The sequence below is a fragment of the Polaromonas sp. UC242_47 genome, assembly GCF_044452385.1.
Lineage (GTDB): Bacteria > Pseudomonadota > Gammaproteobacteria > Burkholderiales > Burkholderiaceae_C > Polaromonas.
Window position 1 is genome coordinate 1079606 of record NZ_JBIOAO010000001.1, and the last position, 25531, is coordinate 1105136.

General features: G+C 61.7%; 21 protein-coding genes and 1 pseudogene. 17 read left to right on the top strand and 5 right to left on the bottom strand.

Annotation, left to right across the window (positions count from 1 at the left end):
• Positions 1–4: 4 nt before the first annotated feature.
• Entirely contained in the window at positions 5–487 is a 483-nt protein-coding gene (locus ACHMXK_RS05305) for a YqaA family protein (protein WP_397438324.1), read from the bottom strand.
• A 141-nt stretch (positions 488–628) separates the two neighbouring features.
• On the opposite strand from ACHMXK_RS05305, the gene dusB reads away from it, so the two are divergent.
• Genes dusB through ACHMXK_RS05325 form a run of 4 tightly spaced genes read left to right on the top strand, consistent with a single transcriptional unit; the run spans position 629 to position 3887 of the window.
• Positions 629–1702 (top strand): tRNA dihydrouridine synthase DusB, encoded by a 1074-nt coding sequence (gene dusB / locus ACHMXK_RS05310; RefSeq protein ID WP_397438326.1) that lies wholly within the window; start codon positions 629–631, stop codon positions 1700–1702.
• A complete protein-coding gene (locus ACHMXK_RS05315; RefSeq protein ID WP_318407566.1) occupies positions 1699–1935 on the top strand; it encodes a Fis family transcriptional regulator in 237 nt (78 codons plus the stop codon). Before dusB ends, ACHMXK_RS05315 begins: the two co-directional genes overlap by 4 nt.
• A gap of 40 nt (positions 1936–1975) precedes the next feature.
• The gene (purH, locus tag ACHMXK_RS05320; protein ID WP_397438328.1) at positions 1976–3544 is read left to right on the top strand and encodes a bifunctional phosphoribosylaminoimidazolecarboxamide formyltransferase/IMP cyclohydrolase; all 1569 of its coding nucleotides are present in this window, start codon (positions 1976–1978) and stop codon (positions 3542–3544) included.
• Positions 3545–3548: 4 nt separating this feature from the next.
• Entirely contained in the window at positions 3549–3887 is a 339-nt protein-coding gene (locus tag ACHMXK_RS05325; protein WP_397438330.1) for a c-type cytochrome, read from the top strand.
• Positions 3888–3900: 13 nt separating this feature from the next.
• Here ACHMXK_RS05325 and hemL read toward each other — a convergent pair whose 3' ends face one another.
• Together hemL and ACHMXK_RS05335 are read right to left on the bottom strand one after the other, a co-directional pair.
• Complete coding sequence (hemL, locus tag ACHMXK_RS05330) at positions 3901–5226, bottom strand: glutamate-1-semialdehyde 2,1-aminomutase (protein WP_397438332.1); 1326 nt, start codon at positions 5224–5226, stop codon at positions 3901–3903.
• Positions 5210–6169: a hydroxymethylpyrimidine/phosphomethylpyrimidine kinase gene (locus tag ACHMXK_RS05335; RefSeq protein ID WP_397438334.1), complete on the bottom strand. Its 960-nt coding sequence runs from the start codon at positions 6167–6169 to the stop codon at positions 5210–5212. The genes hemL and ACHMXK_RS05335 overlap by 17 nt, the downstream gene beginning before the upstream one ends.
• Before the next feature lie 81 nt (positions 6170–6250).
• Between ACHMXK_RS05335 and ACHMXK_RS05340 the strand changes: the two genes are divergently transcribed.
• The 6 genes from ACHMXK_RS05340 (at position 6251) to ACHMXK_RS05365 (ending at position 16281) form a co-directional block, all read left to right on the top strand.
• The gene (locus ACHMXK_RS05340) at positions 6251–6424 is read left to right on the top strand and encodes a rubredoxin (RefSeq protein WP_305565410.1); all 174 of its coding nucleotides are present in this window, start codon (positions 6251–6253) and stop codon (positions 6422–6424) included.
• 76 nt (positions 6425–6500) lie between these two features.
• Positions 6501–6899, top strand: coding sequence for a response regulator (locus tag ACHMXK_RS05345; RefSeq protein WP_318407576.1), 399 nt, complete (start codon positions 6501–6503; stop codon positions 6897–6899).
• Positions 6899–7264, top strand: coding sequence for a response regulator transcription factor (locus tag ACHMXK_RS05350; RefSeq protein ID WP_397438335.1), 366 nt, complete (start codon positions 6899–6901; stop codon positions 7262–7264). Before ACHMXK_RS05345 ends, ACHMXK_RS05350 begins: the two co-directional genes overlap by 1 nt.
• Before the next feature lie 26 nt (positions 7265–7290).
• Positions 7291–7821, top strand: coding sequence for a chemotaxis protein CheW (locus ACHMXK_RS05355; RefSeq protein WP_397438337.1), 531 nt, complete (start codon positions 7291–7293; stop codon positions 7819–7821).
• A 273-nt stretch (positions 7822–8094) separates the two neighbouring features.
• The gene (locus ACHMXK_RS05360) at positions 8095–10125 is read left to right on the top strand and encodes a methyl-accepting chemotaxis protein (RefSeq protein WP_397442445.1); all 2031 of its coding nucleotides are present in this window, start codon (positions 8095–8097) and stop codon (positions 10123–10125) included.
• Between the two features lie 57 nt (positions 10126–10182).
• A complete protein-coding gene (locus ACHMXK_RS05365; RefSeq protein ID WP_397438339.1) occupies positions 10183–16281 on the top strand; it encodes an Hpt domain-containing protein in 6099 nt (2032 codons plus the stop codon).
• A gap of 61 nt (positions 16282–16342) precedes the next feature.
• Here ACHMXK_RS05365 and ACHMXK_RS05370 read toward each other — a convergent pair whose 3' ends face one another.
• Entirely contained in the window at positions 16343–17827 is a 1485-nt protein-coding gene (locus ACHMXK_RS05370) for a cryptochrome/photolyase family protein (protein WP_397438341.1), read from the bottom strand.
• A gap of 117 nt (positions 17828–17944) precedes the next feature.
• Between ACHMXK_RS05370 and ACHMXK_RS05375 the strand changes: the two genes are divergently transcribed.
• From ACHMXK_RS05375 to ACHMXK_RS05400, 6 genes and pseudogenes are all read left to right on the top strand, one after another.
• Positions 17945–18532 carry a YqgE/AlgH family protein gene (locus ACHMXK_RS05375; protein ID WP_397438343.1) on the top strand — a complete coding sequence of 196 codons (588 nt, stop codon included), beginning with the start codon at positions 17945–17947 and terminating at the stop codon, positions 18530–18532.
• A complete protein-coding gene (gene ruvX / locus ACHMXK_RS05380) occupies positions 18529–18945 on the top strand; it encodes a Holliday junction resolvase RuvX (RefSeq protein WP_397438344.1) in 417 nt (138 codons plus the stop codon). The genes ACHMXK_RS05375 and ruvX overlap by 4 nt, the downstream gene beginning before the upstream one ends.
• Complete coding sequence (gene pyrR / locus ACHMXK_RS05385; RefSeq protein WP_397438346.1) at positions 18942–19454, top strand: bifunctional pyr operon transcriptional regulator/uracil phosphoribosyltransferase PyrR; 513 nt, start codon at positions 18942–18944, stop codon at positions 19452–19454. Before ruvX ends, pyrR begins: the two co-directional genes overlap by 4 nt.
• A 43-nt stretch (positions 19455–19497) precedes the next feature.
• Positions 19498–20461 (top strand): annotated as a pseudogene (locus tag ACHMXK_RS05390) (aspartate carbamoyltransferase catalytic subunit).
• Between the two features lie 103 nt (positions 20462–20564).
• Entirely contained in the window at positions 20565–21857 is a 1293-nt protein-coding gene (locus ACHMXK_RS05395) for a dihydroorotase (RefSeq protein ID WP_397438348.1), read from the top strand.
• 5 nt (positions 21858–21862) lie between these two features.
• On the top strand, positions 21863–22606 hold the full coding sequence (locus tag ACHMXK_RS05400) for a lysophospholipid acyltransferase family protein (RefSeq protein ID WP_397438350.1): 744 nt from the start codon (positions 21863–21865) through the stop codon (positions 22604–22606).
• Between the two features lie 7 nt (positions 22607–22613).
• Here ACHMXK_RS05400 and ACHMXK_RS05405 read toward each other — a convergent pair whose 3' ends face one another.
• Positions 22614–23678 (bottom strand): ABC transporter ATP-binding protein, encoded by a 1065-nt coding sequence (locus ACHMXK_RS05405; RefSeq protein ID WP_397438352.1) that lies wholly within the window; start codon positions 23676–23678, stop codon positions 22614–22616.
• A gap of 112 nt (positions 23679–23790) precedes the next feature.
• On the opposite strand from ACHMXK_RS05405, the gene ACHMXK_RS05410 reads away from it, so the two are divergent.
• Positions 23791–25401 (top strand): ABC transporter permease, encoded by a 1611-nt coding sequence (locus ACHMXK_RS05410; RefSeq protein WP_397438354.1) that lies wholly within the window; start codon positions 23791–23793, stop codon positions 25399–25401.
• Positions 25402–25531 lie beyond the last annotated feature (130 nt).

Genomic DNA, 25531 nt, shown 5'->3' on the forward strand with positions numbered 1-25531 from the left:
CTGCCTAGAATTTAAAGCCGCCCGGAAAAGCCCAGATCAAGGCACCGGTCATCGTGACGTAGCGCGCGAATTTGCCGATGGCCATGTAGGCCACACAGGGCCAGAACGGAAACTTGAGCCAGCCGGCCACCGCACACAGCGGGTCGCCGACCGCGGGCAGCCAGGCCAGCAGGCAGGCTTTGGGGCCCAGCTTTTCCAGCCAGCGTACGGCCCGACCGTGGTGCGAGGAGTGTTGGTATTTATCGACCACCTTGTGCGCGCCAAAACCCATCCACCAGTCCAGCGCCCCGCCCAGGGTGTTGCCGGCCGTGGCCACCAGCACCGCCGGCCAGAACATCTGCGGGTTGAGTTTGACCAGGCCAAACACCACCGGCTCCGAGCCCAAGGGCAGCAGGGTCGCGGAAATAAAAGACATGACAAAGACCGAACTCAGCCCGTACTCGGGCAAAGCCAGGGCTTCCAAAAGCTGTCGTATCCAGTGTTCCATCTGCAGCGAGTATAGGCAGGGCGCAGGCGCCCCTACCGGGACGCGGGCTGCTTACAAATTCCTGGCCAGATTCCAGGTGCTGAAATTTTAGGCAGTTACAATCACCCCTCGCTTTTTCGCATTCACCCCCCCAGCACGTCCATGAACATCGGTCCCTACGTATTGGCAAACAATCTGTTTGCCGCGCCGATGGCGGGCGTCACCGACAGGCCGTTCCGGCGCCTGTGCAAAACGCTGGGCGCGGGTTATGCGGTCAGTGAAATGGTGACCTCGCGCCGCGACCTCTGGGACACGCTGAAGACTTCACGCCGCGCCAACCACGACGGGGAAGTGGCGCCGATTGCCGTGCAGATCGCCGGCACCGACGCGCAGATGATGGCCGAGGCGGCCGCTTACAACATAGACCGCGGCGCGCAAATCATCGATATCAACATGGGTTGCCCGGCCAAAAAGGTCTGCAACAAATGGGCCGGCTCGGCCCTGATGCAGGACGAACCCCTGGCCCTGGCGATTGTGCAGGCCGTGGTCGCCGCCTGTGCGTCCCGCGGTGTGCCGGTGACCCTGAAAATGCGCACCGGCTGGGCCGAATCGCACAAAAATGCCGTGACCCTGGCGCGCGCCTTCGAGACCGCCGGCGTGCAGATGCTCACCGTGCACGGCCGCACCCGCGAGCAGGGTTACAAGGGCCAGGCCGAATACGACACGATTGCCGCGGTCAAGGCCGCGGTGGGGATTCCGGTGGTGGCCAACGGCGACATCAGCAGCCCGGAAAAAGCCCGCGATGTGTTGGCTTACACCGGCGCCGACGCCGTGATGGTGGGCCGCGCGGCCCAGGGCCGGCCCTGGATATTTCGCGAGATTGCGCATTTTCTGGCGACCGGCACCCATCTGGCGCCGCCGCTGGTGGCCGAGGTCAAACGCCTGCTGCTGGATCACCTGCTGGACCATTACGAGCTGTATGGCGCTTTCAGCGGCGTGCGCACGGCGCGCAAACACATAGGTTGGTATGTGAAGACCCTGCCCGGCGGCGAGGCCTTTAGGGGTAGCATGAACCGGCTGGAGGACTGCGAGACGCAGTGGCAGGCGGTGGCCGATTTTTTTGACGGGCTGGGTGGATTCATGGACCGCATGCCCGTGATAGGGGAAGGCGCCACGCCGAACGCGGCGGGTGACCAGGAAAAACAAGATAACAAAGAGGAGGGAGAGCTCGCATGAGCAAAAAACACATAGAGGAGTGCGTGCGCACCAGTCTTGAAGGTTACTTCAAGGACTTGCACGGCACCGAACCCGACGGCATGTACGACATGATGGTGCGTGTGGTTGAAAAACCGCTGCTCGAAGTGGTGATGCATCACGCCGAGAACAACCAGTCCCGCGCCGCCGAATGGCTGGGCCTGAACCGCAACACCTTGCGCAAAAAGCTGGTCGAACACAAATTGGTCAAGTGAGCGCGGACCCTGCGCCGCCTCCAGAAAATAGAAGTAAAGCATGAACGCATTAATCTCCGTCTCCGACAAAACCGGCATCCTTGAATTTGCGCAGGCGCTGCATGCCCTGGGCATCAAACTGCTTTCTACCGGCGGCACGGCCAAGCTGCTGGCCGACGCCGGCCTGCCCGTCACCGAAGTTGCCGATCACACCGGTTTTCCCGAAATGCTGGACGGCCGCGTCAAGACCCTGCACCCCAAGGTGCACGGCGGTCTGCTGGCCAGGCGCGATCTGCCCGAACACATGGCCGCGCTAAAAACGCACGGTATTGAGACCATAGACCTGCTGGTCGTCAACCTTTATCCGTTTGAAGCCACGGTGGCCAAACCCGGCTGCACGCTGGAAGACGCGATCGAAAACATAGACATTGGCGGCCCGGCCATGGTGCGCTCCGCCGCCAAGAACTGGAAAGACGTGGCAGTGTTGACCGATGCGTCGCAATACGCGGGTGTACTGGAAGAGTTGAAAGCCGGCCAGGTCAGCAACGCGACCAAGTTTGCGTTGTCGGTGGCCGCCTTCAACCGCATCAGCCAGTACGACGGCGCCATCAGCGACTACCTCTCCGGCATCCAGGCTGATGGTGCGCACAGCCTGTTCCCGGGCCAGGCCAATGGCCGTTTCATCAAGGTGCAGGACCTGCGTTACGGCGAAAACTCGCACCAGCAGGCCGCGTTGTACCGCGATTTGTATCCCGCCCCCGGCTCGCTGGTGATGTCCAAACAGCTGCAGGGCAAGGAACTGTCGTACAACAACATTGCCGACGCCGACGCTGCCTGGGAATGTGTCAAGAGTTTCACCGGCCCGGCATGTGTGATCGTCAAACACGCCAACCCCTGCGGTGTGGCGGTCGGCGCCGATGCGCTGGAGGCCTACAGCAAGGCCTTCAAGACCGACCCGACCTCGGCATTCGGCGGCATCATTGCGCTGAACTGCACGCTGGACGAAGCGGCTGCGCAGCAAATCTCCAAACAGTTTGTGGAAGTGCTGATGGCGCCCGCCTTCACGCCGGAAGCGCTGGCCGTGTTCAAGAGCAAGGTCAATGTGCGGATTCTGCAAATTGATTTGCCGCCGGGTGGCGACACCGCCTGGAAGCAAGGTCGCAACCTGATGGACGTCAAACGTGTGGGTTCCGGCATGCTGATGCAGACCGCCGACAACCACGAGCTGACGCTGGCCGACCTGAAAGTTGTCAGCAAGCTGCAGCCTACGCCGGCGCAATTGCAGGACCTGCTGTTTGCCTGGACCGTCGCCAAATACGTGAAATCCAACGCCATCGTGTTCTGCGCCGGCGGCATGACGATGGGGGTCGGGGCCGGCCAGATGAGCCGCCTTGACTCGGCCCGTATTGCCAGCATCAAGGCCGAGCATGCCGGCTTGTCGCTCAAGGGCACGGCGGTCGCCAGTGACGCCTTTTTCCCCTTCCGCGACGGCCTCGACGTGGTGGTGGACGCGGGCGCGACCTGTGTGATCCAGCCCGGCGGTTCAATGCGTGACCAGGAAGTGATTGATGCGGCCGACGAACGTGGCGTGGTCATGGTGCTCTCGGGCGTGCGCCACTTCCGTCATTAAGTTGGTGGCCTTGGGTCCAACATCTCGTGGCTTGGCAGCGGCCCTGCTGCTGGTCTGCTGCTTGACGGCTGTGGCCCAGACACCATCGCCGCAGGACCTGGCCCGCAAAAACGGCTGTATGGCCTGCCACGGCATGGTCCGCAAGCAGGTCGGACCGGGCTTCGCCCAGATCGCAGCGCGTTACCGCGACGATACCGAGGCGCCGCGACGCCTGGCGGGGAAAATTCAGGAAGGCAGTGTGGGCACCTGGGGCCGCGTCATCATGCCGCGGCAAACCTTGGTGACGCCGGCCGACGCAGAGGTGCTGGCGCGCTGGGTGTTGTCCCAGCCGCCGCTCCCGTGATCAGCCGGCGTGTTTACTTCGAAGCGCTTGCGTTGAAGAAGTCGCGCGCCGCAGCCACCGTGCTTGCTATGTCTTCGGCCGTGTGCGCCGAACTGACAAAGCCGGCTTCGTACAGTGCGGGTGCGTAGTACACACCTTTGTCCAGCATGGCGTGGAAAAAGCGGTTGAAGGCCGGGCTGTCCGTTTTCATGACCTGGGGATAATTCTGCGGCAAGGTGTCCAGCAGGAAAAAGCCGAACATGCCACCTTCGCTGTCGCCGCAAAACGGCACGCCCGCCTGGGTGGCGGCTTGTGTCAGGCCGGCAACCAGGCTTTGGGTGCGTGCGCCCAGTGCCTCGTAAAAACCAGGTTTCTGGAGTTCGCGCAGGGTCGCCAAGCCGCAGGCTGTGGCCACCGGGTTGCCTGACAATGTGCCGGCCTGGTAGACCGAGCCCAGGGGCGCAAGGTGTTCCATCACGGCACGTGTGCCGCCAAAGGCTGCCATCGGCATGCCGCCGCCAATCACCTTGCCGAGTGCTGTCATGTCGGGTTTGAAGCCAGGAATACTCCGGGCATAAACACTTTGCGCGCCGCCCAGGGCCACGCGAAAGCCTGTCATCACTTCGTCAAACACCAGCAGCGCGCCGTATTGCGTGCAGAGTTCGCGACAGCGTTTCATGAAAGGAATACTTGCCCGCACAAAGTTCATGTTGCCGGCAATCGGTTCGATCATCAGGCAGGCGATGTCCTTGCCGTGGACGGAAAAAGCTTCTTCCAACTGGGCGATGTGGTTGTATTCGAGGACCAGGGTGTGCTGCACCACTTCAGGCGGAACACCAGCGCTGGTCGGGCTGCCAAAGGTGGCCAGGCCCGAGCCGGCCTTGACCAGCAGGGCGTCGGAGTGGCCGTGGTAACAACCTTCAAACTTGATGATCTTGCTGCGACCGGTGGCGCCGCGTGCCAGCCGGATCACGCTCATGGTGGCTTCGGTGCCTGAGCTGACCAGGCGCAGCATCTCGATGGAGGGCACGAGCTTGACGATTTCTTCGGCCAGCTCGACTTCGCGCTCGGTCGGCGCGCCGTAGGAAAAGCCTTCCAGCACCGCTTTTTGCACGGCTTCAACCACGGCGGGATGGCCGTGGCCCAGGATCATGGGCCCCCAGGAGCCGATGTAGTCGATGTAGCGTTGGCCGTCGGCGTCCCAGAAGTAAGCGCCTTGTGCACGCTGCACAAAACGCGGCGTGCCGCCGACTGCCTTGAAGGCGCGCACTGGCGAGTTGACGCCGCCGGGGATCAGCGCCTTGGCGCGTTCGAACAGGGCCGTGTTGCGGGAATTGTCAGGACTAATGTTTGGTGCCATTGGGAGGAATATCGAAAGGGGGGAGGGGAGGCGGGGTGTCCAGGCCGTTGTTTTCATCGACCTCATCGTCATCGTCGGTGTCCATGTCGGCTTGTGCCCAGAAGAGGCGGTCAGGCACGATGTTGCCCATGCCGGGGTGAAAACCGGCGTCCAGGCTGTGGTCAAGATAGGTCAGGGCCTCGCTGGTGGCGGCCTGCAGGTTGTGGCCGTTGGCCAGCAAGGCCGACAAAGCAGCCGTCAAGGTGTCGCCGGCGCCGGCAAACACCGCTTCGAAACGCTCGAACTTTTCGCTGTAGAGGATGGCTTGCGGCGTGGCCAGAACGTTGTCGATGAACTGGTCGGGCAGCGGAATGCCGGTCACCAGCGTGTAAGGCACGCCGAACTCGGAGGCAGCCTTGGCGATGTCGCGGGCGGTGGGGCTTTTCTCGCCGCTCCAGTCCGGCATCAGCCAGCGCCACAAGCTGCTGTGGTTGCCCACCAGCACGGTGGTTTGCGGCAGCAACAACTCGCGAAAAGCATCCAGGTAGTTGTCGATGGCTTCTTCTTCCCACCAGGACAGGTTGGGCATGTAGGCGATCAGCGGCACGTCGGCATAATCCGAGGCGATCTCCGCGATGGCGCTGATGTTTTCCGGATTGCCGACAAAGCCGACCTTGATGGCGCTGACCGGCATGTCTTCGAGGGTGGTGCGCGCCTGTTCAGTGACGGCTTCATCGTCGAAGGAAACATGGTCGAAAATTTCAGCCGTGTCGCGCACATAACTGCCCGTGACGACGGCCAGTGCGTGGGCGCCAGCCGAGGCGATGGCGCTGATGTCCGCCGTCAGGCCGCCGGCGCCACTGGGGTCGTTGGCATTGAAGGTCATCACGCAGGCGGGAGATGTTTCGCTGTCCTCTGCGTCGATGGGCCGGGTGTCCAGAGGAGGTATGTTGGGGTTTGCCATAGGCTGGATTTTGCCTTGTACGCGAATAAGCAACGCCGCCTCGATACAATTGTTGCATTCTATTCGAAGGCAACTTAAGCTGTGACTCAATCAATGACCTGGATGTGTTTAATTTGTGGCTGGATTTATGACGAAACAACGGGCGCGCCAGAACATGGCATTGCGGCCGGTACGCCTTGGGCCCAGGTTCCTATGAACTGGACTTGCCCTGAATGTGGCGCGCGTAAAGAAGACTTTGAAATGGTTCAGATCTGAATGACTGGGCCGATTGTCTAAACAAGCGCGAGGCAGGCGTTGCCATGCCGGCGGCGCTTTATAAGGAGCACAGTCAGTGAGTATTACCAGTTCAGGGCTCAAGGTTTTGGTCATAGACGACAGCAATACCATCAGACGCAGTGCGGAAATATTCCTGAAACAGGGCGGCCATGAGGTCTTGCTTGCAGAGGACGGCTTCGACGCCCTCTCCAAAGTCAATGACTACCTGCCCGACCTGATCTTCTGCGACATCCTGATGCCTCGCCTGGATGGTTACCAGACTTGCGCGATCATCAAGCGCAACCCCAAATTTTCAGGCGTACCGATTGTGATGCTGTCTTCCAAAGACGGCGTCTTCGACAAGGCGAGAGGCAGGATGGTTGGCTCGCAAGACTACCTGACCAAGCCGTTTACCAAAGACCAACTGCTGCATACCGTGCAGGAGCTTGGCAGCGCAAAACAAGGAGTAGCGTGATGGCGATTAAAAAAATTCTGATAGTGGACGACTCTAAAACCGAACTGATGTTCATGACCGACCTGCTGGGCAAGAACGGCTTTGCCGTGAAAACCGCCGAGAATGCGGAAGACGCCTTTCGTCGGCTGGCCGAGGAAAAACCCGACCTGATCCTGATGGATGTGGTGATGCCTGGGCAAAATGGTTTCCAGCTCACACGCGCCATCACGCGGGACCCCCTGTACGCTGACGTGCCCATCATCATGTGCACCAGCAAGAACCAGGAAACCGACCGTGTCTGGGGCATGCGTCAAGGTGCCAAGGACTACATCACCAAGCCGGTGGATGCCGATGACCTGATGGCCAAGATCAAGGCGCTGGGCTGATTTTTTTTCACCGACCGCACTAAAGCATGGCCAATCGACAAGCACTTAGAGAATTGCAAAGCCGCCTGGCCGACAGGTTGCAGGCGGCCAAGACCCAGGGTGTTTCAGCGTCCTGGCTGGCTGTGGAGGCGGGCGGTGGCAAATACCTGTTTCCGCTGAACCAGTCCGGCGAAATTTTCCCGTGGGTCAGTGCGCAGAACGTGCCCTACACCCAAGCCTGGTTTGCTGGCGTCGCCAATTTGCGCGGCGGCTTGTACGGTGTGGTGGATCTGGCCAGCTTTGTGACCGGCACCACGCCGCCGCCACGCAGCGAAATGGCGCGCACCGAATCGCGTCTGGTCGCGCTCAACAGTGCGCTTGAAATCAATTGCGCCTTGCAGATCGACAAGCTGGCCGGATTACGCAATCCGGAAGCCTTCACCGACTTTGCAGAACGATCCCCTGACTCGCCTGAATTCTTTGGCCATAGTTACGTCGATTCAAACGGCGCCACGTGGCAGGAAATCAATCTGCAGTCGCTCGCGCAACAAGCTCATTTTTTGACCATCAGCGCCTAGCGCTATCACGTTTTCCCTGGAAGGCTCACCATGTCTGTGATTGAAACTATTCAGAAGCTATTCAAAACAAAGCCCGCGCCCCCCCAGGACAGCATGGATGATGTTTCGCTTGACATGTCGGTCGATCCCCTGGCAGCGGGAAGCATGAACTCGATGGCCAGCACGGCCGCGAGCGCGCAGGCTGAGGGCAGTGCCGGCCCCGAAAGCCAGAATGCGGACGAAGCCTCTCGCCAGGTCGAGTTGTTGTCGCTGCCTATCCTGGGCAGACGCCCCATGGGTTCGCATCAGCGGATTCTGGTGCTTTTGCTGGGTGTGGCGGTGGCGGTGCTGGCTTCGGTGACCTTTGTGGCCCTGAACCAGGCGGACCAGGTGGCGCAGCAGGTGGCGGCCACCGGTCAGTCCCTGATGCAGTCGCAGCGGCTTGCCAAATCGGTGTCTCAGGCGCTGGTGGGCAGTGCCCAGGCCTTTCCCGACGTGAAGGAAAGTTCCGACGTGCTGGCCAAGACCGTGCGTGGTCTGAAGGCCGGTGAAGTGTCCTTGCGCCTGGAGCCGGTGGCGATTGAACTGCAGACCAATGTTGACGTCGTGACGCCGTTGATGGAGCGTGCCGAGAAGAATTCGGCGACCGTGATGGGGCAGCAGGCAATTTTGACCCAGGTGGGCAACGCGTTGCGCACGATTAACCGCCAGTCTTCGGACTTGCTGGAAATCGCCGAAACGGTTTCTTCGCTCAAGCTTCAGCAAAATGCGGCGCCGGCGGAAATCTCCGCAGCCGGCCAACTGGTGATGTTGACGCAACGTATTGGTAAATCGGCCAATGAGTTCCTGACCATGGAAGGTGTGAGTCCGGAAGCCGTGTTTTTGCTGGGCAAGGATTTGAACTCCTTCAAGGAAATTGCACAGGGTTTGCAGGAAGGCAGCCCAGAGTTGCGCCTGTCGGGGTCCAAAGATCCGCAGACCCGCGAGCGGCTGGAAGCGCTGATGGCTCTCTATGAGCAGACACGTGTGCAGGCCGGCGCGATTCTGGGCAATTTGCAGGGTCTGGTGTCGGCGCGCGAGGCCCAGGCATCGATCATTTCCGACAGTGAATCCTTGCGCCGTGGCCTGGAGGATATCCAGGGTAAGCTTTCATCACAAACCGGTCTGGGTGCCGGCGCCTTGACCACCTTGGCGGTGGCGGCTGCTTTTGCGCTGCTTTGCGCGGCAGGTTTGGCCCGTTTGCAGGTGCTGGACAGCCGGCAGCGCCAAGGGGTTGCGGAAAGCCAGCGTATGGAAGCCAAGGGCCAGGAGCAGGACGCCAAACGCGTCAATGACGCCAACCAGGCGGCCATTTTGCGCTTGATGAACGAATTGCAGACAGTGGCCGAGGGTGATTTGACTCAGGAAGCCACGGTGACCGAAGACATCACCGGCGCCATCGCCGACTCGGTGAATTACACGGTGGAAGAGTTGCGCCAGCTGGTGGGTAACGTGCAAAACACGGCGACCCGGGTGGCACAAACCACCGCCCAGGTGGAAAGCACCTCGACCGAGCTGCTGGCAGCTTCCACCGAACAGCTGCGCGAAATTCGCGAAACTGGCCAATCGGTGCTCGACATGGCGACCCGAATCAACCAGGTGTCCAGCCAAGCGCAGGAATCGTCCCAAGTGGCGCGCCAGTCGCTGACCGCTGCCGAATCCGGCCTGCAGGCGGTGCAGAACGCCATCGGCGGTATGAACTCCATCCGCGACCAGATTCAGGAAACCTCCAAGCGGATCAAGCGACTGGGTGAATCCTCCCAGGAGATTGGTGAAATTACCGAGCTGATTTCAGACATTACCGAGCAGACCAACGTGCTGGCGCTGAATGCCGCCATTCAGGCCGCGTCCGCCGGTGAAGCCGGACGAGGCTTCTCCGTCGTGGCCGAGGAGGTGCAGCGACTGGCTGAACGTTCCGCCGATGCGACGCGCCAGATTTCGGCCCTGGTGAAAGCCATTCAGACCGATACGCAGGATGCCGTGGCCGCTATGGAACGCTCCACCCAGGGTGTGGTGGAAGGGGCCAAACTGTCCGACAGCGCCGGTACCGCCTTGTCCGAGATTGACTTGGTGTCACGTCGGCTGGCTGACCTGATCGAGCAGATTTCTGCCTCGGCTTCCCGGGAAGCGGAGTCCGCCAACGTGGTGGCCGGCAACATCCAGCACATTTTTGCCGTGACGGAGCAAACCGGAGAAGGCACCCGTTCCACCGCCCAGCAGGTGCGTGAATTGTCCCGCATGGCGGAAGAACTCCGACAGTCTGTCTCGCGATTCAAGATTGCCTGATCCCTGCCTGATGTGTCTTTGTCCGTGAACTCCGATTTATGAACCGGCCTGCCATTTATGCAATCGAACGATCCGAATTCACCAGCCGCTGAACTCGACCTGGCTGTTAATGATCTGGGCCCGCTGGCCTGGGTGCTGGACGAACTTCGGAAATCACTGGACGGCTCCGCCAAGGCCTTGAAGCGTTTTGTCCGGGACGCCGACCAGGCGCGTGGCTCCGATCTGGCCGCCCTAGATGCCAGCCAGTTGCGCATCGCCCGCCAGCAATTGCATCAGGCCGTGGGTGCGCTGGAGATGGTGGGTTTGAGTGCGCCGGCGCTGGTCTTGCGGGCCATGGAAGCGGCGGTGCAACGCTTTATCCAGCACCCCGAACAATGCAGCCAGGACGCGGCTGCCAAGGTGGAGCTGGCCAGTTTTGCACTGACCGAGTACCTTGAAGGTGTGTTGGCGGACAAGCCGGTGTCCGCCGTTTCCCTGTTTCCCCAGTACCGTGACGTTCAGGGCCTGGTTGGCGCCGATCGCATCCATCCCGCTGACCTCTGGGTTTTTGAGTGGCGATGGATAGAGCCGTCTCTGCCCCTGTCCGTCGATGCCCGGGCTTATGACGATGCGTCGCGGCAGTTGCTGGATCAACTGGTCTTGAAAATCATGCGTACCGGTGATCCCCAGGCCGCGCAAAGTTTCCGGGACATGTGCCTGAGTTTTGCCCAAGCCCAATCGGATCGGGAACCCAGGGTGTTCTGGCAAATCGCCGCCGGCTATTTCGAAGCCCTGGCGCAAGGGTTGCTGAAAGTTGATCTCTACGTCAAACGGGCAGCGTCACGTGTCTTGTTGCAATATGCGTCGTTTGCGCAAGGCAGCACCCATGCGTCTGACCGGCTGGTCCAGGATTTACTTTTTTTCTGCGCCCAGGCTGTGGCCCCGCGTGACAGCGATGCACCCGTCTTGTCGGCGGTTCGTTCCAGTTACGGACTGGCCCGCTTCAAGCCGGTGGATTATGAAGCCGTCCAGTTTGGGCGCTTTGACCCGGCCTTGCTGGCGCAAGCCCGCAAACGGATTGTGTCGGCCAAGGAAACCTGGTCGTCATTGACAGCCGGCGATGTGACCAAATTCAAGACGGTGGCGGACCAGTTCAGCCTTGTGACGGATTCTTTGGTCAAGCTGCATGCGCCCAGCCAGCCGCTGGCCTCGGCACTGTCCCGGGTGATCGACACCACCGTACGCTCCGAGCACGCCCCGCCCATCGAGTTGGCGCTGGAAGTGGCCACGGCGGTGTTGTACCTCGAGGCCGCGTTTGACGATCTCGACCCCCACGATCCGCAACTGACCGTCCGAACGGCCAGGTTGGCGGAGCGTCTTGAAGGTGTCCGAAAGGGCGGCGAAGCGCAGCCGCTGGAAGCCTGGATGGAAGAGTTGTATCGGCGCGTCAGCGATAAACAAACCATGGGCAGTGTTGTGGGCGAGCTGCGCATTTCCCTCAGTGAGCTTGAGAAATCCCTGGACCTGTTTTTCCGCAACCCGCAGGACAAGGCCGTATTGGCCGCGGTGCCGGGGCAGCTGTCGCAGATGCGCGGTGTGTTGTCCGTGCTGGGACTGGACCAGGCCTCTCACGCGGTGCTGCGTATGCGCGACAGCGTGGAGCAGATGCTGGTGACCGAGGTGGACGAACAACTGGCCCGTTCCGCCGGAACCTTTGACCAACTGGGCAACAACCTGGGCGCGCTGAGCTTCTTGATTGACATGCTCAATTACCAGCCCGCGCTGGCCAAAAAGCTTTTTGTTTACGACGAGTTGAAGGGCGAACTCAAACCCCTGATGGGCCGCAGCCACGCAGCGCCCGATGCCGCCGCGGCAACTTCTGCCAGCAGCGAGTTGTCCCAGGAAGTGTTGTCGGTTGTCCAGGATGCAGAGGCCGGCGCTTCGGCTGAAAACTTGAGTGGCAAACTGGACGTGCTGGCCACCCACGCGGCGCTGGCCGACCAGCCCGCTCTGGCGCAGACCGCCCGCGAGGCGGCCATCACCGTGGCTGGGCAGACCCAGGCGGGTTCCGATTCCTTGAGCCATCTGGTTGCGGCCACCGCGCCGGCGGTTGTGTCCGAGGCGACGACTGCCGAGGCGACCGATTTTGAAGAAGACGACTTGCGCGATATTTTCCTGGAGGAGGCCCGCGAAGTGGCCGGCCAGGCGCAAGCCGCCATTGCGGCCCTGGCTAACGAGCCGGGGGCCATGGGTGAACTCACGGTATTGCGTCGCGCCTTCCACACACTCAAAGGCAGCTCGCGCATGGTCGGGCTCAACGAGTTCGGTGAAGCGGCCTGGTCCCTGGAACAAATGCTCAATGGCTGGCTGGCGGAGCAAAAACCGTCCAATGACCTGTTCCGGGCCTTGTGTGTGCAGGCCATGGACGGTTTTGTGGCCTGGATCGACGACATTGCGGCCAATCAGGATGCGTCGTGGAACGCAGCGCCATTTCGCTCAAGCGCCGATGCCATGCGGACGGAAGGGCGTTTTAGCGCCATCCAGTTGCTTGCGGCCCCTGTTGCGGAGCCGTCGTTTGAACCAGTGGACGTGCTTGTGCCAGCCACAGAAGATGCGCCTGCGGCGCAAGTGGTGGCGGATATTGATTTTGACTTCCTGCTCGATGAGCCCGCGCCAGAGCCCGTTGCCGTTGCTGCGGTTGACCAGCCTTTGGCCGACATCCAGGGCATTGACTTTGACAGCCTGTCATCACTGGCCGGTCTCGGTGCCCCGGCACCGGCGGCCGTTCAACCGACCGCTGCCGAGCCGGTGTTTGAGCTGGACCTCCCGGAGCCGGTGCTGGCCGCAGAAGCCAACCCGCTCGAGCTGTCAGACATCGATTTTGATGCGCATTTCCTGACGGCGGTTGTGCCCGACGGCGAGGCAGCGCAGGCCGAGCCCGCCTTGCCGGAGGTGACGGAGAGTTTCGCGGCGGAAACGTTTGACTTTGCCCCTGAAAGCCACCCCGAGTCGGTGGTCGCCGTGACATCGTCTGCGACCGAAGCAGAGTTTTTCCAACCTTTTGAAAACCAGGCCGAGCCCATGCCCATGGACGCGGCCGGAGATGATCAGGTCAAGGTGATCGGTTCCCTGCGTATCGGCATTCCGCTGTACAACGTGTATTTGAACGAGGCCGACGAATGGTCTCGTCGGCTGGTCACCGAAGTCACGGAATGGACCCTGGAGCAGGACCGTCCGATCGCGGATTCCACCCTGGCCTTGACCCATTCACTGGCCGGCAGTTCGGCCACCGTGGGTTTTGATGCCTTGTCGGAAATGGCCAGGGCGCTGGAACATGCCTTGCGGCAGTCGCCGGTTCCGCATGGGCACAGCGGCAGCCGGCACAGCCAGTTGTTTATTGATGCCGCGGAAGACATTCGGCGTTTGTTGCACCAGTTTGCCGCTGGTTTTCTCAAGCAGCCTGACCAGAACCTTCTGCATGCCTTGCGTGACATCGATTTCTCGGAGCCCGCCAAAGCGGGCAACGTGACGGTGGTGCAGTTTGGTGCAGCGCACGCCGCACCTGAGGCGCTCTCGCCCGAGCCCGGGTCCCTGGTTGCCGAAGCCGTCGCGAGTAGTTTTTCGCCTGTAGAAACGCCGGCCGCCAGTTTGGCCAGTTCCCCAATCTTTGAAGCGGTGGCCAGCGCCTCCGCCAGTGCGCCGGCGGCGACGCATTTTTCTGTCCCGGCAGTTTCTGCCGTGCCAACCCCCGTTCCTGTCAGGTCGTTCGCCTCGGCGGCGTTCAACGAAGACATGGACGACGAGTTCGATGCGGTCGACGTCATCGACCCGGATCTGTTCCCGATTTTTGAAGAAGAAGGCGCCGAGCTGATGCCGCAACTGGGTGGCGCCTTGCGGCAATGGGCTGCGCGTCCCGACAACCTGGGCGCGCGCAACGAGGTGTTGAGGGCCTTGCACACGCTCAAGGGCAGCGCGCGGCTGGCCGGCGCCATGCGGCTGGGTGAAATGGCCCACCGCATCGAGTCGGACATCGAACACATGGGTTCCGACGCGGCTGCCTCGCAAAACTTCGATGCCTTGCTGACGACTTTTGACGGGATGCAGGCGAACTTCGAGGCCTTGCGCCACCCTGGTGTGCCTGAAATGCTGGAGCCGCTGTCGCCACTGGCAACGGAAGCTGAACCGGCGCTGGCTGTTCCGCATGAACCGCAAGAGACATTGGCGGTGCCGACCACTGGCCGCAAAGTCATGATGTCCATGGCCCAGTCCACGGCCTTGCAACCCTTGCGTCCGGCAACGTCGGGCTCGATACGGGTGCGTTCGCAACTGCTGGACCGCATGGTGAATCAGGCCGGCGAGGTCATGATCACACGCTCCCGCCTGGAGGCCGAGCTGAACCAGCTGCGCGGCTCGCTCAATGATTTGAGCGGTAACTTGAACCGTTTGCGTTCACAACTGCGCGATGTGGAACTGCACTCCGAAACCCAGATGCAGTCGCGCCTGCAGCAGGCCAAGGAAGCCCAGCTCGGCTTTGATCCGCTGGAGTTCGACCGTTTTACCCGCGTGCAGGAACTGACCCGCATGATGGCGGAGTCGGTCAATGACGTGGCGACCGTGCAGCGCACCTTGCAGCGGACCGTCGAGGCCACCGAGGACGATTTGATCGCCCAGGCGCGCCAGACCCGCGAGTTGCAGCGCGATCTGCTGCGAACCCGCATGGTGGAGTTTGAAGGGATTTCCGAGCGCCTGTACCGCGTGGTGCGGCAGGCGTCCAAAGAAACCGGCAAACAAGTGCGGCTGGACCTGCAGGGCGGCACCATCGAGATGGACCGCGGCATGCTGGACCGCATGACACCGGCGTTTGAACATTTGCTGCGCAATTGTGTGGCCCACGGCATTGAAGATCCGCAGGCCCGGGCCGAGGCCGGCAAAGACGCCAATGGTTTGATCACCGTGAGCCTGCAGCAATCGGGCAATGACGTGTCGGTCGAGTTCCGCGATGATGGCGCCGGCCTGAACCTGCAGCGCATCCGTGAAAAAGCCTTGGCGTCGGGCTTGTTGGCCCAAGGCCAGCAAATGGGTGACGATGAAGTTGCCAACATGATTTTCATGCCGGGCTTTTCCACCGCCGCCCATGTCACCGAGTTGGCTGGCCGGGGTATCGGCATGGACGTGGTGCGCTCGGAGGTGAACGCCCTGGGCGGCCGCATTGAAACCAGCACGGTGGCCGGCCAGGGCACCAACTTCAAGCTGGTGTTGCCGCTGACCACGGCGGTCACGCAGGTGGTGATGTTGCGTGCCGGGACGTCCTCGGTCGGCGTGCCAGCCAACGTGGTGGAAACCGTGCGCCGGATCTCGGCCAAGGATTTGCAGCAGGCTTACAACACCGGCACGCTGGACGTCGCCGGCGAAGCCGTGCCGTTTTTCTGGTCGGGCGCCTTGTTACAGGCTTCACGCCGCAGCAGCGAGCCGCAAGGCAAAACCGCACCTGTGGTGATTTTCCGCAGTGCGGCCCAGCGGCTGGCCTTGCACGTCGATGAAGTGCTGGGCAACCAGGAGGTGGTGGTTAAAAATCTCGGGCCTCAACTGTCGCGCCTGCCGGGTCTGGCAGGTATGTCGGTGCTGGCCTCGGGTGCCGTGGTGCTGATCTACAACCCGGTGGCTCTGGCTACCGTGTATGGCCAGCAAGCGCGGGGCTGGAGCTCCGACAGCGCCGAGCCGCACATGCTGGAGCAGGTGGCGGGCGGCGGCCAGGGTGTGGCGGTCGCCGCATCCATATCCATGCCGGATGCGCCGCAAATCCCGCTGATCCTGGTGGTGGACGACTCCATCACGGTGCGGCGCGTGACCCAGCGCCTGTTGCAGCGCGAAGGTTACCGCGTGGCCATGGCGGCAGATGGCTTGCAGGCGCTTGAACGCCTGCAGGAAGAACGACCGACGGTGGTGTTGTCAGACATCGAAATGCCGCGCATGGACGGTTTCGATCTGGCGCGCAATATCCGGGGCGATGTGCGCCTGAGCAGTTTGCCCATCATCATGATCACCTCGCGCATTGCCGAAAAACACCGCGAACATGCCAAGGAGCTGGGCGTTGACCATTACCTGGGCAAACCTTACGCCGAAGATGAACTGCTGAGCCTGATTCGCCGGTATTCTGCTGCAGAGGCCGCGGCTTAAAGAGAAATAGGCCTCCAGCCCTTGCTGCAATTGCCTGAGTAGCTATAGAAAATATAGCGATTCAAGGCGTTTCCGATTTTTTCACACAGGCATAACGCTGCAGCGTCAGTTGGCGTGCCTCCTCGTGGTCCACGATGGGCAGCGGGTAATCCAGACCCAATTCAACACCGGCCGCCGCCAGCTCCACAGGGCTGGCCAGCCAGGGGCTGTGTAACGCGGTCGTGGGCAGCCGGGCCAGTTGCGGAACGTATTTGCGGATGAATCTGCCGTCAGCATCAAACTTTTCACTTTGACTGGTCGGGTTGAAGATGCGGAAATAGGGTTGTGCGTCACAGCCGGTGCTGGCGGCCCATTGCCAGCCGCCGTTGTTGGCCGACAAATCAAAGTCGTTGAGTTGCTCCGCAAAATAAGCTTCGCCCCAGCGCCAGTCTATCCCTAGGTCTTTCACCAGAAAACTGGCCGTGACCATGCGCAGGCGGTTGTGCATGTAGCCGGTCTGCCTGATCTGCGCCATCGCCGCATCGACCAGGGGGTAGCCGGTCTGGCCATCACACCAGGTCTGGAGCAGCGCCTGCGCGCGCGGCCCCTGCTCCCAGACGATGGCATCGTAGGCCGGCTTGAAGGCCCGTGTGGCCACATGCGGGAAATTGCTCAGGATTTGCGCGTAAAAATCGCGCCAGATCAACTCGTTGAGCCAGACCGCTGCGCCTTCATTTCCCTGCTGCTGTAAACCAAAAGCGGTGGCCGCCAGCTGGCGGATGGACACCGTGCCAAAGCGCAGATGTATCCCCAGGTAACTTGGTCCTTTGACGGCGGGGTAGTCACGCTTGGCGTGGTAGCTGCCTATACGCTCCCGGAAATCGTCAAACAGGCTGGCCGCACCGCTGCTGCCGGTGGGGATTTTCAGCGCGGCGAGGTTGGTTTCTACAAAACCGATGTCGGCCAGTGTAGGCACGGCAGCGCGGTAGGCCAAAGGACGGGCGGCCAGTGCCGCGCCATAAGGCCTGACCGGGTAGGGCCGCAGGTAAAAGTCGTCCACTTTTTTCAACCAGGCGTTTTTGTAAGGGGTGAACACGCTGTAAGGCTTGCCGGTTTGCGTCAGCACTTCCTGACGCTCAAAAATGACATGGTCCTTGAAACTGTGAAAAGCCGTGCCGGCCTGCGCCAGAGCGGTACCCACCCTGGCATCACGAACCAGCGCTTGCGGTTCGTCGTCATGGTTGGCAAAAACGGCATCAATCGACAAGGCCTGCGCCAGGGCCGGCAGGGTTTCGACGGCCCGGCCCTGCAGCACAATCAGCCCGGCATCGGCCAGGCCGTGTTGTTGCCCCAGCTGTTGCAGCTGGCCGTCCAGGTCCACCAGCGATTCACGGATGAATTCAAGCCGACGGTCAGCGCGGGGCAAGGTGTCCAGGATGTCGCTGTCCAGCACAAAAACGCAAAAAACCTGCCGGCACGATTTCAGGGCATGAAAAAGCGCGGCATTGTCGTCCACCCGCAGATCGCGCCGGAACCACATCAGGCTGTGTTGGTATTGTTGGGTCATGGTTGGGGGCTTGGCTTTTGTGGGCGAAATTTGCGTGGCGGCGGCCATGGCGCGGGCGGGGCTTGGTGCCCGGTTTTTTCTTCCCGCGCCCACGCCTGCTGCGCGTAAAATCACCCCATGGCCATGGATTCTGCACCGATCAATCTCACTCACCACTTCCTGATTGCCATGCCCGGGCTGGACGACGAGGCTTTTGCAAAAAGCGTGGTCTATATGTGCGAGCACAGCGACCGGGGCGCGCTTGGCTTGGTGATCAACAAACCCAGCGATATCAACCTCAAAAAGCTGTTCGACAAGGTGGCACTGCCTCTGCGCCGCGATGACTTGACCGACTCGCCGGTATTCCAGGGCGGACCGGTGCAAACCGAACGCGGCTTTGTGCTGCATGAATGCATGCTGGCGGGCAGCGAGTCGGTGTATGCCTCGACCATGACGATTCCGGGTGGGCTGGAAATGACCACCTCCAAGGATGTGCTGGAGGCCTTGTCCACCGGCGCCGGGCCGCGCAAGGTATTTGTCTCGCTGGGTTATTCGGCCTGGGGCGAGGGACAGCTGGAGTCCGAAATTTCAGAGAATAGCTGGCTGACCGTGGAAGCGGATTTGTCGGTGATTTTCGACACACCGGTCGAGCAGCGTTACGACAAGGCGCTGATGCTGCTGGGCTTGCAGAGTTGGATGTTGTCGCCCGAGGCCGGGCACGCATGAGTGCAGCGCCCCCGCCCGTTGTGGCTGCCGCCCTGCAAACATTTCTCGCTTTCGATTTTGGCCTCAAACGCACTGGCGTAGCCACCGGCAACCGCATCACCCACACGGCCACGCCGCAAGGCAGCATTGCCGCCCAAGGGGATGCCCGCTTTGCCGCCATTGCCCTGAAAATTCGCGAGTGGCAACCTGATGCGCTGGTGGTGGGGATTCCGTTCCACCCGGACGGCGCCAGCCACGAGAACACCAAACGCGCCCAGAAGTTTGCCCGCCAGCTGCGCGGTCGTTTTGGCCTGCAGGTGTTCGAGGTGGATGAACGTTACAGCACCACCGAGGCCTTGTCACAGGGCGCAAGCGATGCTGATGCGACGTCTGCCTGCATCATCCTGGAGCAATTTTTAAGGAACCTGTCATGACCAGCTTGACCCTGGATGCCGAAGCCTTGTACCGCGAAGTCTTGCGGGCCATGCGACAGCTGTTGGGCAGTTATGTCCAGGTCCCCCGGCTGGTGGGTGTGGCGTCCGGCGGTGTCTGGCTGGCCGAGCGCCTGCGCGCCGACCTAGCGTTGACGGATGCGATAGGCACTTTGTCTTCGGCGATGCACCGCGATGATTTTGCCCAGCGCGGCTTGTCCGCCAGCGGCCAGACCGTGCTGCCGTTTGACGTCAATGGCGCCAACCTGATCGTGCTCGATGACGTGCTTTACACGGGACGCACCATACGCGCGGTGCTCAACGAGTTGTTTGACTACGGCCGGCCGGCCAGCGTCAAGCTGGTGGTGCTGGTGGATAGGGGCGGTCGGGAGTTGCCGATCCAAGCCGATTTTGCAGCCGCCAGTGTGGCGCTGCCGGCTTCGCAGTCGCTGGCGCTGGCCCGCGGTGATGACGGCCATTTCAATTTTCAAGTCGAAGGAGCGCTGACATGAACCCCTTCATAGGCGGCCACCATGCCCTGCGGAAAGTCTGACTGTGCTGTATCGACGCAACCCGCAACTCAACAAAAACGGTGAACTGATTCACCTGTTGTCCATTGAAGGCCTGCCCAGGGCCACACTGACACAAATTCTCGACACCGCGGCCAACTTTGTCAGCGTCAGTGACCGCGAGGTCAAAAAAGTCCCTTTGCTGCGTGGCAAAAGTGTCTTCAACCTCTTCTTCGAGAACTCCACCCGGACCCGCACCACCTTCGAGATCGCGGCGACGCGGCTGTCGGCCGATGTGATCAACCTCGACATCGCACGTTCCTCGGCTTCCAAGGGCGAGTCGCTGCTGGACACCATCTCCAACCTGAGCGCGATGGCGGCCGACCTGTTTGTGGTGCGCCATAGCGAATCCGGCGCGCCCTACCTGATTGCGCAGCATGTGGCGCCCCATGTACACGTGATCAATGCCGGCGATGGCCGCCATGCCCACCCCACGCAGGGGCTGCTGGACATGTACACCATACGCCACTACAAAAGAGACTTCAGCCAGCTCACGGTGGCGATTGTGGGCGACGTGTTGCATTCGCGTGTGGCGCGTTCGGACATTCATGCCCTGACCACGCTGGGTTGCCCCGAGGTGCGTGTGGTGGGCCCTGAAAACCCTGGTGCCGGCCGACATGGCGCAGATGGGTGTGCGTGTCTGTCACACGCTGGAAGAAGGCATCAAGGGCGCCGATGTGGTCATCATGCTCAGGCTGCAGAACGAACGCATGTCCGGCGCCTTGTTGCCCAGCAGCCATGAGTTTTTCAAAAGTTTCGGCCTGACCAATGAAAAACTGCAACTGGCCAAACCCGACGCGATTGTCATGCACCCCGGTCCGATCAACCGCGGGGTCGAGATCGACTCGGCCGTGGTGGATGGTGCGCAAAGTGTGATCCTGCCGCAAGTGACCTTCGGCATTGCCGTGCGCATGGCCGTGATGAGCATTGTTGCGGGAAATGAATCATGACGTTAAGCCACCACGCTTGTCACTTCGTGTACTGCGCTGCCCCCCTAGGGGGCGTGCGCGCCTTGGGGCGGCCCGGCGGCGCGCCTTCATTCGGAACAACAGCATGAAGATATTGATCAAGAACGGCCGCGTGATCGACCCGGCCTCCGGGCTCGACGAAATTCGTGACGTGGCAATTGCCGCCGGGCGCATCGTCTCGCTCAAGGAAGCGGTCGCCGATTTTTCACCCAACAAAACCATAGACGCGACAGGCTGCGTGGTGGCGCCAGGCCTGATCGACTTGTCGGCACGCCTGCGCGAGCCGGGTTATGAACACGAAGGCATGCTCGAAAGTGAATTGGCCGCCGCCGTTGCCGGCGGCGTGACCAGTCTGGTGTGTCCGCCCGACACCGATCCGGTGCTGGACGAGCCTGGCCTGGTCGAGATGCTCAAGTTTCGTGCCGAGAAGCTGCACCAGTCGCGGGTGTTTCCGCTGGGGGCGCTGACACGCGCTCTGAAGGGCGAGGCGCTGACGGAAATGGTCGAACTGACTGAAGCCGGCTGTGTCGGTTTCAGCCAGGCCGATGTGCCGCTAGTTAACACCCAGGTTTTGCTGCGTGCCCTGCAATATGCGGCCAGTTTTGGTTACACCGTCTGGCTGCGTCCGCAGGACAGCTGGCTGGGCGGCGGCGTGGCGGCCAGCGGAGCGCTGGCCACACGTCTGGGTCTGAGCGGTGTACCGGCGATTGCCGAAACGATTGCGCTGCACACCCTTTTCGAGCTGGTGCGTGTGACCGGTGCCCGTGTGCATGTGTGCCGCATCAGCAGTGCGGCAGGCGTGGCCTTGCTGGCCCAGGCCAAGGCCGACGGCCTGGGTGTGACGGCCGATGTCAGCATCAACAGCCTGCACCTGACCGATACCGATATTGGTTACTTCGACAGCCGCATGCGTGTGAACCCACCGCTGCGCCAACAGCGCGACCGCGATGCCTTGCGTCAGGCCCTGGCCGACGGCACCATCGATGCGCTGGTTTCCGACCACACCCCTGTGGAGGCCGATGCCAAGACCTTGCCTTTTGCCGAAGCCGAGCCGGGCGCCACCGGGTTGGAGCTCTTGCTGGGCCTGGCCTGCAAATGGGGCGAGGACAGCGGCGTGGGCTTGCCCCGCGCGCTGGCGGTGCTGACCAGTGCGCCGGCCCGGGTCCTGGGTAGTGCGTTGGGCACGCTGCAAGCCAGTGCCGGGCAACTGGTGCGAGGCGGGGTTGCTGATATTTGCGTGTTTGATCCGCAGTCCGACTGGACGGTCCAGCCCGATGCCTTGCGCAGCCAGGGCAAACACACGCCGTTTTCCGGTTACCAGTTGCCAGCCCGTGTGCGCTGGACCCTGGTCGGCGGGCAAATCGCGTACGAGGCCTGAGCCGCATGTCCCGGGTTCGCGCCGTCTGGCGTTTGTTGTGGGCTCTGAGCCATATTGCCGGAGGCCTGTGGACTATCTGGCGTTTGTTCCCTCAACTGGATCAGCCGGCCAAAGAGGCCAGGGTTCACGCCTGGGCCCAAGCCATGTTGCGGGGTGTGGGCATCACACTGGTGGTGCACGGCCAGCCTGTGGCCAGCGGGCCGGCGCTGCTGGTGGCTAACCACCTGTCCTGGCTGGACATCGTGGTGATGCATGCCTCGCGTTATTGCCGTTTTGTCTCCAAGTCCGACATCAAACACTGGCCGCTGATAGGTACGCTGGCCGGCGGCGCCGGCACCCTGTACATAGAACGCTCGTCCAAGCGTGATGCGCACCGTGTGGTGCACCAGATGGCGGAGCGCCTGCGTCTGGGCGAAGTGCTGGCCGTGTTCCCTGAAGGCACGACCGCCGACGGCATCCACCTCAAGCCGTTTCATGCCAACTTGCTGCAGGCTGCGATTTCTGCCGATGCGCCTGTGCAACCGGTGGCTTTGCGTTTTGTCGATGCGGACACCGGGCAGACTTGTTTTGCGCCGCGTTACATCGATGACGACTCCATCTTTGTCTCGATCTGGGAAACCTTGTGTGTCAGGGAGTTGCGTGCCGAAGTGATTTTTGGCGAACCTCAGCACTGCCAGGGCCGCGACCGGCGCAGCTGGGCGGCTGATCTGCAAAAAGAAGTGGAAGGACTGCGCGGAACCCGGCTTTGAGGCAGGTTTATTCGGGCTGAAAAGTCACCACGTGGTCGACTTCGGCGCGAATGCCAATCCATTCACCGAGGGCATGGTCGTGGTGTGAAGGCACATGGGCCATCACGGTTTCCCCGGTCTGCAGCTGCAGCGTGTACAAAAATTCGGAGCCGCGAAACGCCTTGCGCAAAATCTGCGCTTTCACCGGCGCTGCATCGTCATGCACGATGTCGTCGGCGCGCAGCAGCAGGTCACACACCCCATCGGCATAGGCGCCGGGCAGCGGGCATTCCAGCACATCGCTCAAGTCACCCAACGCGGTATGCACCACCACGTCGTCGCCTTGCTGCGTGATGTGGGCACGGGTAAACACGCCGTGGCCGATGAAGTCGGCGACAAAACGGGATGCCGGCCTGTGATACAGCGCATAGGCGTCCTCCCACTGGTGCAAGCGGCCCTCGTGCATCACGCCGATGCGGTCGCCAATGGCAAAAGCTTCGAGCTGGTCGTGGGTGACCAGCAGCGCGGTGGCGCCGGCCTGCTTCAAAATGCCGCGCACCTCGTGGGCCAGACGTTCGCGCAAATCCACGTCGAGGTTGGAAAAAGGTTCGTCCAGCAAGAGCAGGCGTGGTTTGGGCGCCAGCGCACGCGCCAGCGCCACACGTTGCTGCTGGCCGCCTGACAACTCATGCGGAAAGCGTTTTTGCACATTGCCCAGGCCGACCAGGTCCAGCGCTTCCTCGACCCGTTGCTGGCGCTCTTGCGGCTTCAAGTGGGTCAGGCCAAAAGCCACGTTGTGCCCGACGTCGAGATGAGGGAACAAGGCGTAGTCCTGAAACACCATGCCGATGCGGCGATTTTCCGCAGGCATATGGACCTTGCCGCCGCTGACGGTTTCATGGGCCAGCGAGATGCTTCCGGCCTGCGCCCGCTCCAGGCCGGCCACGGCGCGCAGCAAGGTGGTCTTGCCGCAACCCGAAGGTCCGATCAGCACGCCAATCTCACCGGCCAGCAGCCCCAGCGACACGCCGTCCACCGCAGGTCGCGAGCGGCCCGCATAGTGCACGACCAGATGGGAAAGGTCCAAAAACATGCTGTGAATTGTAGATGCTTACAATTCTTGTTTGCATTTGCCCGGCCCCAAATCCGTGGCCAGGTGCGGGTATCAGGTATGTCCGGCGATCGCCGCTTTCTTTTTGGACTTCATGCTTCGTCGTTTCATCCCGTCCGTGCTGCTGTTTTTGTTGATGGCCGTGCTCACCTTGCCGGTGCTGGCGGTGTTCCTGTCCTGGTTTGAAGTCGATCCCCAGGCCCTGCCCATCTTGCAGCAAATGCTGCAAACGGTGTTGCCCGAATACGCTTTCACCTCGCTGTTGTTATGTCTGTCGGTAGCTCTGGGGGTGGCTGTGCTTGGCATGGCCACCGCCAGTGCGGTGAGTTTGTTTGAATTTCCGGGGCGGCGGTTTTTCGCCTGGGCGCTGTTGTTGCCGCTGGCCATGCCGGCCTATGTGGTGGCCTATGCGTACACCGATTTTTTGCAATACGCCGGGCCCTTGCAAAGCTGGTTGCGTGCGAGCTTTGGCCTGCAGGGCCGCCTGCTGCCCGAGGTGCGCAGTCTGGGCGGTGCGGTGCTGGTGTTCACGGTTTCGCTGTATCCCTATGTGTATTTGCTGGCGCGCACCGCCTTGTCCGAGCGGGCCGTGCATTTGATGGAAGCTGCCCGTCTGCTGGGTGCGCCCTTGTCGCGCCGCATCCGTGAAGTCGCCTTGCCCTTGGCCAGGCCGGCGGTGGCTGCCGGCGTGGCGCTGGCACTGATGGAAACCCTGGCCGACTTTGGTGTGTCCAGTTACTTCGGCATCCAGACCTTCACGGCCGGTATTTACAAAGCCTGGTTGTCCATGGACAACCGCCTGGCCGCCGCCCAGCTCGCCACGGTGTTGCTTCTGGTGGTGGCGGTGTTGTTGAAGATTGAACACCACGCGCAAAAACGCATGCGGTTTTCCACCAGCCGGGGTGGCCGTGCCGGGGCTGCCGATGCGGCGCCCACACCTTTACGTGGCCTGCGCGCCGGCATGGCATGGGCGGTGTGTGCTCTGCCGATTGCGCTGGGTTTTGTGTTGCCTGTGTTGTTCATGTTGCGGCCCCTGGTGGCCGGCTGGGGCGAGTTGCCCTGGACACAATTTGTGCGTTGGTCCATCACCAGCTTGTGGCTCGCGGGTTTGAGCGCCGCCCTGGCCACCGCCGTGGCCCTGGGCCTGGCCTTCGCGCTGCGGCGCCAGCCTCACCTGATGACACGCGCCGCTGTGCAAGTGGCCAGCCTGGGGTATGCCGTTCCTGGCGCGGTGATCGTGGTGGGCCTTTTGTTGCCGGTGGGTTGGTTGCAGGCGGTGGCGCCGCAAACCGCGGCAGGTTACTGGATCACAGGCACGGTGTTGGGGGTGGTCTGGGCCTACCTGGTCCGTTTCACCGCGGTGGCGCTGCAGTCGGTGCAAAGCGGCTACTCGCGTATTCCCGCCAGCTTTGACGACAGTGCACGCATGTTGGGCAGCACCGGTGTTGCCTTGTTGGCGCGTGTGCATTGGCCTTTGCTCAAACGCTCGGTGGGTGTGGCTGCACTGCTGGTGTTTGTGGATGTGATGAAAGAGTTGCCGGCCACCTTGGTGCTGCGTCCTTTCAACAGCGACACCTTGGCCGTGGTGACTTACCAGTTGGCTCGTGATGAGCGCCTGGGCGAAGCCGCACTGCCGGCGCTGGCGCTGGTGCTGGTCGGCTTGTTGCCGGTACTGCTGTTGGGCCGCACGCTGCGCGCGAAATAAACCAACGCGATTTTCTCTACTGCTGATGGGGTTTGTCCGACTGTAGGCACCCACCTACGCCCATCCTTTGCCTCAACCTACCCGGGTGACGCGGCCTCCCACGTAAGGTGAAGTTCTCTATCGCAAACAT